General features: G+C 46.2%; 9 protein-coding genes, 1 other RNA gene and 1 pseudogene. 6 read left to right on the forward strand and 5 right to left on the reverse strand.

All coding sequences use genetic code 11. The annotated features are described in order from the left end of the window. The 3 genes from purB to RYL88_RS08865 form a co-directional block, all read left to right on the forward strand. Positions 1 to 1,304, forward strand: a 1,304-nt coding sequence (gene purB / locus RYL88_RS08855; RefSeq protein ID WP_314990677.1) for an adenylosuccinate lyase, incomplete at its 5' end; no start/stop codon positions are given. After that, positions 1,304 to 3,679 carry a ribonucleoside-diphosphate reductase subunit alpha gene (locus tag RYL88_RS08860; protein ID WP_314990679.1) on the forward strand — a complete coding sequence of 792 codons (2,376 nt, stop codon included), beginning with the start codon at positions 1,304 to 1,306 and terminating at the stop codon, positions 3,677 to 3,679. The genes purB and RYL88_RS08860, both read left to right, overlap by 1 nt. A 114-nt stretch (positions 3,680 to 3,793) precedes the next feature. Continuing rightward, positions 3,794 to 4,459, forward strand: coding sequence for a hypothetical protein (locus RYL88_RS08865; RefSeq protein ID WP_314990681.1), 666 nt, complete (start codon positions 3,794 to 3,796; stop codon positions 4,457 to 4,459). Between the two features lie 32 nt (positions 4,460 to 4,491). Here the strand turns inward: RYL88_RS08865 and tpx are convergent, their stop codons facing one another. After that, on the reverse strand, positions 4,492 to 5,016 hold the full coding sequence (gene tpx / locus RYL88_RS08870) for a thiol peroxidase (RefSeq protein WP_314990683.1): 525 nt from the start codon (positions 5,014 to 5,016) through the stop codon (positions 4,492 to 4,494). A 147-nt stretch (positions 5,017 to 5,163) separates the two neighbouring features. Here tpx and nrdD point away from each other — a divergent pair, with 147 nt between their 5' ends. Beyond that, positions 5,164 to 5,322 carry an anaerobic ribonucleoside-triphosphate reductase gene (gene nrdD, locus RYL88_RS08875; protein ID WP_002952633.1) on the forward strand — a complete coding sequence of 53 codons (159 nt, stop codon included), beginning with the start codon at positions 5,164 to 5,166 and terminating at the stop codon, positions 5,320 to 5,322. Between the two features lie 18 nt (positions 5,323 to 5,340). Next, on the forward strand, positions 5,341 to 6,027 hold the full coding sequence (locus RYL88_RS08880) for an anaerobic ribonucleoside-triphosphate reductase activating protein (protein ID WP_314990685.1): 687 nt from the start codon (positions 5,341 to 5,343) through the stop codon (positions 6,025 to 6,027). Positions 6,028 to 6,286: 259 nt separating this feature from the next. Here the strand turns inward: RYL88_RS08880 and RYL88_RS08885 are convergent, their stop codons facing one another. Continuing rightward, complete coding sequence (locus RYL88_RS08885; protein WP_314990687.1) at positions 6,287 to 6,436, reverse strand: hypothetical protein; 150 nt, start codon at positions 6,434 to 6,436, stop codon at positions 6,287 to 6,289. Positions 6,437 to 6,769: 333 nt separating this feature from the next. Then, complete coding sequence (locus tag RYL88_RS08890; protein WP_295145050.1) at positions 6,770 to 7,204, reverse strand: hypothetical protein; 435 nt, start codon at positions 7,202 to 7,204, stop codon at positions 6,770 to 6,772. Positions 7,205 to 7,257: 53 nt separating this feature from the next. On the opposite strand from RYL88_RS08890, the gene ffs reads away from it, so the two are divergent. After that, an RNA gene (gene ffs / locus RYL88_RS08895) (signal recognition particle sRNA small type) lies at positions 7,258 to 7,355 on the forward strand. Between the two features lie 4 nt (positions 7,356 to 7,359). Here the strand turns inward: ffs and RYL88_RS08900 are convergent. Together RYL88_RS08900 and queF are read right to left on the reverse strand one after the other, a co-directional pair. Further along, entirely contained in the window at positions 7,360 to 8,589 is a 1,230-nt protein-coding gene (locus RYL88_RS08900; protein WP_314990690.1) for an HD domain-containing protein, read from the reverse strand. A gap of 302 nt (positions 8,590 to 8,891) precedes the next feature. Beyond that, positions 8,892 to 9,290, reverse strand: a pseudogene (gene queF, locus RYL88_RS08905) (preQ(1) synthase); the annotation flags it as partial. Positions 9,291 to 9,410 lie beyond the last annotated feature (120 nt).

The following is a 9,410-nucleotide window of genomic DNA, read 5'->3' on the forward strand; positions in this document are numbered from 1 at the left end:
GGAATATGCAGGCAAAATACACAGCATGGCTAGAAGTCGAAAAAGCAGCGGTCAAGGCGTGGAATAAGCTGGGCTTTATCAGCGATGCGGACTGCGAGAAAATTTGCAAAAATGCTAAATTTGACGTAGCGCGCATCGACGAGATCGAAAAGACGACCAAGCACGACGTGATCGCGTTTTTAACGAGCGTGAGCGAGAGCCTGGGCGAGGAGAGCCGCTTCGTGCACTACGGCATGACTAGCTCAGATTGCATCGACACCGCCGTCGCGCTTCAGATCAAAAGCAGCATGGATCTCATTATCGAGGACGTAAAGGGCCTCATGAGCGCGATCAAAACCAGAGCGCAGGAGCACAAAAACACGATGATGGTCGGCCGCAGCCACGGTATCCACGGCGAACCGATCACTTTTGGGCTCGTGCTTGCAGTCTGGTACGATGAGGTCGCACGCGCGCTAAAGCTACTGCAAGACGCCAAAGAGGTCGCCGCATACGGCAAACTAAGCGGTGCGATGGGAAATTTCGCTCACGCGCCGCTTGAATTTGAGGAACTAACCTGCGCCGAGCTCGGCCTAAAGCCCGCTCCAGCATCAAATCAGGTCATCCAGCGCGACCGCTACGCCCACGTCATTAGCGCGATCGCCGTCCTAGCCGCTACCTGCGAAAAGATCGCCGTCGCCGTGCGACACTTCCAAAGGACGGAAGTTTACGAGGCCGAGGAGTACTTTAGCCCCGGCCAAAAGGGCTCCAGCGCAATGCCGCACAAGCGAAATCCCGTGCTTAGCGAAAACATCACCGGCCTTTGCAGGATGCTGCGCTCATACGTGACGCCTGCGCTCGAAAACGTCGCGCTCTGGCACGAACGCGACATAAGCCACAGCTCGGTCGAGCGATTTATCCTGCCCGACGCCTTCATTACGGCTGATTTTATGCTCGCGCGCATTACGAATTTGATCGCAAATTTGGTAGTTTATCCGGAAAATATGATGAAAAATCTAAATTTAACCGGCGGGCTCGTCTTTTCTCAGCGCGTGCTTTTACAGCTTCCGCAGCGCGGGATCTCGCGCGAGGACGCGTATAAGATCGTACAGCGCAACGCGATGAAGGTCTGGGCGGATCTACAAGAGGGCAAAAAAGCGATAAACGAAAACGGCGAGAGCCTATTTTTACAAAATTTGCTCGCCGACGAGGAGCTACGCGCAAGCCTAGGCGAGGCAGAGATAAAAGAGTGCTTTGATTATGCATATTATGCCAGGCATGTGGACGGGATATTTGCAAGAGTATTCGGAAAGCAGGATGAAATTTAATGAAAGTACTAAAACGAAACGGACGCACGGAAGAGCTTGACGTAAGCAAGATCAAAAAATACACGAGCGAGGCGGTCGCTGGGCTGGCAAACGTGAGCCTAAGCGAGCTTGAGGTGGATGCGAAAATTCAATTTCGCGATATGATAACGACCGAGGAGATCCAACAAACCCTCATCAAAACGGCCGTCGAAAAGATCGACATCGATCGCCCGAACTGGACCTTCGTAGCGGCGAGGCTATTTCTGTACGACCTTTATCACAAAGTCACGGGCTTTAGCGGCTACAACCACCTACGCGACTATCTGCAAAAAGGCGAAAAAGCAGGCCGTATCATCCCTGGGCTAAAAGAAAAATACGATCTGGACGACCTAAACGACTACATCAGGCCTGAGCGCGACTTGCAGTTTGCATATCTAGGCATCAAGACGCTATACGACCGCTACCTGATCAAAGACCGCAGCGGCGCACCGATCGAGCTACCGCAGCAGATGTTTATGGCGATCGCTATGTTCCTCGCGCAAAATGAACTAGACTGCCAAGGCTGGGCGAAGAAATTTTACGACCTCATATCTAAATTTGAAGTCATGCTCGCCACTCCGACGCTCTCAAACGCCCGCACGACGCGCCATCAGCTAAGCTCTTGCTACGTGGGAAGCACGCCCGATAATATCGAAGGAATTTTCGATAGTTACAAAGAGATGGCTCTTCTTAGCAAATTTGGCGGCGGTATCGGCTGGGACTGGTGCAAGGTGCGCGCGATGGGCGGTAGCATCGACGGACATAAAAACGCGGCCGGCGGTATAATTCCGTTTCTAAAAGTCACGAACGACATCGCCGTAGCCGTCGATCAGCTAGGCACGAGAAAGGGCGCGATAGCCGTCTACGTCGAGCCGTGGCACATGGACGTGAGCGACTTCCTGGATCTGCGCAAAAACTCGGGCGAAGAGCGCCGCAGAGCGCACGAGCTGTTCCCTGCGCTTTGGATAAACGACCTTTTCATGAAACGCGTAAAAGAAAACGCGCGCTGGAGCCTATTTGACCCGGCAGAGGTCGCCGATCTGTGCGATCTATACGGCGATGAGTTCGAGGCTCGTTACATAGTATACGAAAATGACGAAAAGATCCAAAAAAACGTCGTCATGGCAAAGGAGCTGTGGAAGAAAATTTTAACTAGCTATTTTGAATCGGGTATGCCGTTTTTATGCTTTAAAGATAACGCCAACAAAGCCAATCCAAACGACCACGACGGCATCATCAGAAGCTCAAATTTATGTACCGAAATTTTCCAAAATACGCAACCAAACTACTACAAGATCAAGATCACGTTTGATAACGGCTCCGAGCGGCTATTTGACGAGGAAGAAGACGTCACCGTCGATAGCGGCATAACTAAAAAAGCCAAAAAGCTAAGCGCGCTAGATAGCATCGGCGGTGAGCAAATTTTCATCGTCGAAAAAGAAAGCGTCGAGGGCAAAACCGCCGTGTGCAACCTCGCGAGTATAAATTTAAGCAAAATCAACAAAAAAGAGGACATCGAGCGCGTCGTGCCGATCGCCATACGCATGCTAGATAACGTCATAGATCTAAATTTCTACCCGCACAAAAAGGTCAAACACACCAATCTAGCCTCCCGCTCGATCGGCCTTGGCGTCATGGGCGAGGCGCAGATGCTAGCCGAACGCGGCGTGAAATGGGGCAGCTACGAGCATCTAGCGCTGATCGATAGCGTGATGGAAAATATCAGCTTCAACGCCATCTACGCCAGCTCAAATTTGGCGGTAGAAAAGGGCGTATATCCGCTTTTTGAAGGCTCAAAGTGGAGCAGGGGAGTGATGCCTATCGATACGGCAAACGCAAACGCCAAGGCGCTTCTAAACGACAGAGGCGGGCTATTTGACGAGAACGCCTGCGACTGGAGTAAACTGCGCGAAAAGGTCAAAAAAGACGGTATGCGAAACGGCTATCTGATGGCGATCGCACCGACGTCGAGTATCAGCATACTCGTGGGCACCACGCAGACGATCGAGCCAGTGTATAAGCGCAAGTGGTTCGAGCACAACCTAAGCGGCATGATACCAAACGTCGTGCCGAATTTAAGCCCCGAGACGTGGCAGTTCTACACGCCTGCCTATGAGCTAGATCAGCGCGTGCTCGTGCGTGCCGGAGCCATCCGCCAAAAGTGGATCGACCAGGGACAGAGCCTAAATATTTTCATGAGCCTAGACAAAGCTAGCGGCGGATATCTGAGCGAAATTTACATGCTCGCGTGGGAGCTTGGACTAAAATCTACCTACTATCTACGCTCCGAAAGCCCAGATAGCGAAAAACTAAACAACGTCGCCGATCGCTCGATCGAGTGCGAGGGGTGTCAGTAAAATTTTGAATTTTTGTAAAGGAAAAAACTGGAAGATATTGAAATCTATCTTGGCGAGGATATTGAAACTGAAGTAAAAAAGTTTAAAGAAGTTCAAAATTTTCTCAGAAAAGTTATGGAAAATTTCATAGAGGAATCTGAAATAATCTACAATAAGTGGAAATTTTTTCCTTTTACAAATAGCGAAAAACAAGTTTTGTCAGCTTTATTTCCTGCGATATATAAAATAACTGAAAATGTTTGGATAGAACAGTGGTTTAAAGTAGTTAATGAGAACAAAAATAGGTTTTTAGATATAAGTACAATAGCTGAAAACAATGCTTATTTCATAGAAATAAAACATGCATACAAAAATCATATGGGCAGAAATAATATAATACAAGATACATGTGACAAATGGTATGACGCGATAGAGCAAATAAAAGATTTGACGAATGAAAACTTAGGAAAGGAATTTGATAAGGTAAAACTAGAAAATTTTAATTGCTATAAAATAGCTTTAATTATAATACCGACTTTTATTAAAAATTCAAGCAAAATATCAAAAGAAATCGACGATGATGCAAAAAGTTACGCAAAACGTATGTTTGATTATTTTCTTTACAATACATCAGTAGAAACAAAGCCGAATATTGCCATAACTTGGAAAATAAATGATTACAAGAAAAAAAGACATAAATTTACAACGCTCAAAAAAGAGAATGGAGAGGAAGAAAGAATAGAAATATACCCTTTCTTAACCTTTATAGCACGAGTTGAAGACATGAAAATAACTAATTAAAGACCACTCTCGCGGCCTTTAAATTTCGCGGCTTACATGCACCCGCAGCCGCAACCTCCGCTTGATTTTATCGCGTCAAATACCGCGTCGTAGTTTGGCTCGTCCGTGATCTCGGGGACGATTTGTTTGTGGATGACTACGCCGTCTTTGATGACGAAAACGGCTCTGGCTAAAAGCCCTGCAAGCGGCCCTTCGCCGATGATTATGCCGTATTTTTCGCCAAATTCTCTAGCTCTAAAGTCGCTACCGACTTTTAAATTTTTAATCCCCTCCGTAGAGCAAAATCTACCCATCGCAAACGGTAGATCCATCGAAATCACGCTTAGTTTGATCGCATCTTTGGCCGCCATTTTTTCGTTAAATTTACGCGTCTCCGTAGCGCAAACGCCCGTATCTAGCGACGGAACTGCGACTAATATCTCTATGCCGTTGTTGCCGCCGACCTTAAACTCACCTAGATCCTGCCCTACGAGCGCGACTTCTGGCGCATATGAGCCTACGAATGCCTCTTCGCCTTTTAGCGCGACGTCCGCGCCGTGAAATTTGACTTTTGTCATGTTTTTCCTTTGTTTTAAATTTAATCGTAACGCAGATATTACCATACTTTTAACAACGGCTGAAAAACAAAAAATCACGTAAAATTTAAGACGGCAGTTATCTACAAAGTGCTATACTATTTGACATCAATTATCAAGGAGTGACAAATGAGCGACAAAGAAATCTTAGCTTCGCTTGAAGCAAAACGCACGAAATGCGTCGTTTACACCCGCGTAATGGGCTACCACCGCCCTGTAGAGAGCTTTAACCTCGGTAAAAAAGGCGAGCACAAAGAGCGCGTCAAATTTTGCGAACGCAAAGCCTAACCTAACCGCGAGTAAAACGTGAAAGATGCTGATTTTCCGCTTTACTCGCTCACTCCATTTACGACCCTAGACTACCCCGACAAAACGGCCTGTATAGCGTGGTTTGCAGGCTGCAACATGCGCTGTGCCTACTGCTACAACGTCCCTATCGTCACGGGCGAAGGACAGATCAGCCGCGCCGAGTTTATCAAATTTTTAGACAAGCGCAAAGGTAAGCTTAGCGGCGTGGTTTTTAGCGGTGGCGAATGCACGCTTAGCCCGGCTTTTTTGCCGCTTGCTCGCGAAGTAAAGTCGCGCGGCTTTTCGCTAAAAGTCGATACCAACGGCTCAAATTTGACCATCATTCAGCAGGCTATCTCGCTAAATTTGATCAACTACATCGCGCTTGATTTTAAAGCGACGAAGGAAAAATTTCTCAAGGTCGCAGGCTCGAATTTGTATAAAAATTTCTTGCAAACGCTTGAGTTTTTGTTGCAAACCGACTTTAAATTTGAGGTTAGAACGACGGTGCACGCGGACTTGCTAGACGAGGCCGATATCTCTGCCATGAGCAAAATTTTATACGAGCGCGGATACAGAGGCGTCTACTATCTACAAAATTTCCTCGACACGGGCGAAAATTTCGGAAATTTGACGCAGGCGAAAACTAAATTTGATCCAAATTTGATCCGTTCTAATTTAAAAATAGGGCTTAGAAATTTTTAGTAAATTTAGTCAAATTTGACGCGCAAAATCTCGCAAATCATCACTTCCGGTTGTGATACCTTCAAATTTTAATAAACGTCACGATATTTTTTAGCTCGGGCGCGTCGCTTACAGCCTATGCTTTTACGCTATATTCGCCTTTTTTAAGCTCGGCGCGGAGCAAAACTTTATCGTGTGCAAAGCCTCCGTTTAGCGCGCTGTACCGTGAAGTCGCGCCGTATTTTGACAGATCAAAGGTTTGGGTTAGGACGCTCAAATTTTATTTTAGATCGTTCACCTCGCCGCCTTTTACGTAGTTTATTTTACGGTTTTGTAGAGATTTGAGCATAACTTTTAGCAATATTTCTTTACCCACAAAAGCCGCTTTTTCCTCTTCGCTCGTGCCCATAGGTTCAGGGACGCCTTGCATAGTATAACCGTAGTAGCCGACTAGCTTAGCGGCTGTAGTTTTCTGGCAAAACCACTTCGTAAACTCGTCGCTGCCGTATCCCGGGAAGACCTCCTCGCTGAGCTTTTCTTCCTCTTTTTGCTTTTGCGGATCTTGAGCGTAGATGAAACTTATCTCGTAGATACCTGCTTTTTTGACGGTAAATTTATATCGGTCGCGCTGCCGGCCTCAGGCATGCCAACCCTTTGTAAACGCCGTCATCAAGCGTATCACCTCCCAAAAACCAGATCCATAATAAAAAAACACCACTAAAAAGCAGCAAAAATAAGCAAAATTTAATTCAAATTTGACGTTTTATCTGTTTGGCGCGTAGGTTTTTACCTCGTATAGCAAGAAATCATACACGCGCTGCTGCACGAGACCTTCGTATTCGTCGGCGTCGATGAGCCTGCGTAGGTGCTCGAAGTCAATCTTTAGCGCGTAGTTTTTGTTCGCTCTGATAGCCTGATCAATCGCTAAGAGCAAGCTATCAAGCGTCATCGGGTCTTTGCGTTTGATACGGGAGACATACTCTCTGGTGGTTTCGATAAGTACGCGTTTGCGGTTCTCGTCGCTACCGTAAATTTCGCTCGAGATATCGTATAAATTTGCAAAATCGTCCTCTTCGGGATTGAGTTTGGCCGAGATGATAGCCGCAAAGATCTTCGCGCGAAACTCCAGCGAGCGGTGGTGATAGACCAAAAACTCCCTAAACAACGACAAAAATTTACATTTTATATCAAATCCCATGTTGCCGCCTAAAATATATTTAAGTAAAATTTGAGTAAAATCGCTCTTGCCCTTTCTTAGACCTGTGCAATGTCTCTTCTAGGCACCGCTTCAGGGTGGGAACACAGCAGAGCACTTAGGCTAGGCGTGTGCCGCAGTCATCTGAGAGAGGGTTTTTAAACCTGTAAAAGCGAAAAATGCTCCTTAAAATCATCGCAAACTTTTAAAAAATTCACTCCGTCCAAGCTCTGATTTTTCTGAAAGAATTTATCCATATTATTAAAGCCTTCGGTTAGTTCGTTTGACTTCACACCGTAGCTGATCGAGATCCCCGCTTCGAAAAACGCCGCGAGTTTATCGCAAATTTTAAGCGCTTTGCCGTCGATGGCGTTAAATTTATCCTCGTTTACATTCTCCATCGTACCCTCGTGATGTAGAGGCTTTTTCTCACAAATTCTATTTTCAAACTCGTTTTTGATAAATTTGCCGCCTTCCATACGGATACCGAGGATATAGCTAAACTCGTCTCTAAAATTTTCAGGCACGAAAGGCAAAATTTTCTCGTCTATAAGGCGCATTTCATATTCGCTGATTATCTCGTTTAGCCCTTCGATACCGTATTTTACGGGGCTGATTATATCGCGCGTTAGCGACTCCGGCAAATCGTGAAAGAGCGCGCAAAAGAAGTTATTTTCTAGCCTTGATTTGCAGGCCTTAACCTCAAGAGAGTAAAAATAACTCAAAATCGCCACGACTAACATATGGCCTAAAACCGCCGTTTCAGGGATACGCGGCGTCTGCGCCCAGCGCTTTTGAAAGCGCAGTCTACCGGCTAGATCGACTAGCTTGGCTAGCTTTTGATTCATCACGATTTTGCGCACGCCTATTAGCTCGTAGTAATCCTCCAGCTCCTCCTCCACGCGCGCTTTTAGCTCGTCTATGTCGCTTAAAAATTTACTCGTTTGATAAACGATCGAAAACTCCCAGCGAGTAGCTAGATAGCTAGCAGCCTTTAGGATCAGGCGCTCTTTGGCGTGAGCTTTGTCCTTGTGCGTGAGATAGCGACGCATTCGCTCTAAAAATTTACCGCCTTCGATGTCTTTTACGAGCCCTTCTAGTATCCCAAGTACCCAGGCGTTTATCTGCTCGTTTTTAGTTTTTTGCATCTGATGAAACACATCGGGGCGTATATCCGTGACCACGACGCGTGCGAGAAACTCGAAAATACCGGCCTCGATGATGTAGTTCATATCGGCATTATGCTCGAGCTTTGCGATGAAATATGCGATGATAAATTTATGTGCCTGCTTATCAAGCTCGACTAAATTCGTCATCTTAGGATAGTCGTTCCAGCGCGAGATGGACGCGGCTTTAAAGATGTGCTCGATCAGCTGCGCGCTTATCATTTATCGTCCGATTTTTTCACGACGCGAGCACGCTTTTCGCCGGCAAATTCAGGCTTTTTAAAGCCCTCTTTATTGCCCGTTCTTCGCGGTTTGTCGTCAAATTTATCTTTGCTCGCGCGAGGTTTTTTATCGCCGGTTTTTGCGTCTCTTTTACCAGTTCCGAAACTCTTACTGCGAGAGCCGTCTTTGCTAAATTTAGACTCGCGTGCTCCGTAACCGCCTATACCAAAACTTCGGTCGCTATCTCGCGTAAATTTTTCAAATTTCGGTGTTTCAAAGCTTTGTTCTTGCGTTTTTTTGATTATCTCGTCCGAGCAAATTTCGATCACGGTATGGACGTTGCCTCGCGGGTTAAAGTCGCCCGTGATCTTCATCCATTTTGGCGCTAGCTTTCGCTCTAAAACGTCATAAATTTCGTTTATGCTATCTTCGTGGCTGATGTTACGCGTCATGAAACTGTTGATATAAAGTTTGATCGCTTTTAGCTCGACCACGAATTTAGCCGGCACGTACTCAAGATATATCGTCGCGAAATCTGGATACCCTGAGTGCGGGCACAAGCAGCAAAACTCCGGCAGCGTGATTTTGATCTTATAGTCACGTTCGTGCTTGTTTTCCCAGATTTCCAGGTCTTTTTCTACGTCAAATTCGCTTATTATTTTCTCGCCGTATTTTGGCTCTACGACCTCGTTTTCTTGCATTTTTTTTCCTTTAAATTTCTTTTGGCTTTTCTATGAAAAAGCCCTGCGCGAAGTCGGTCTGATAGCGCTCCACGACGTTAAAGAACTCCTCGTTCTCCACAAATCTCACAATTGTCTTCA

Source organism: uncultured Campylobacter sp., from assembly GCF_963517995.1.
Lineage (GTDB): Bacteria > Campylobacterota > Campylobacteria > Campylobacterales > Campylobacteraceae > Campylobacter_A.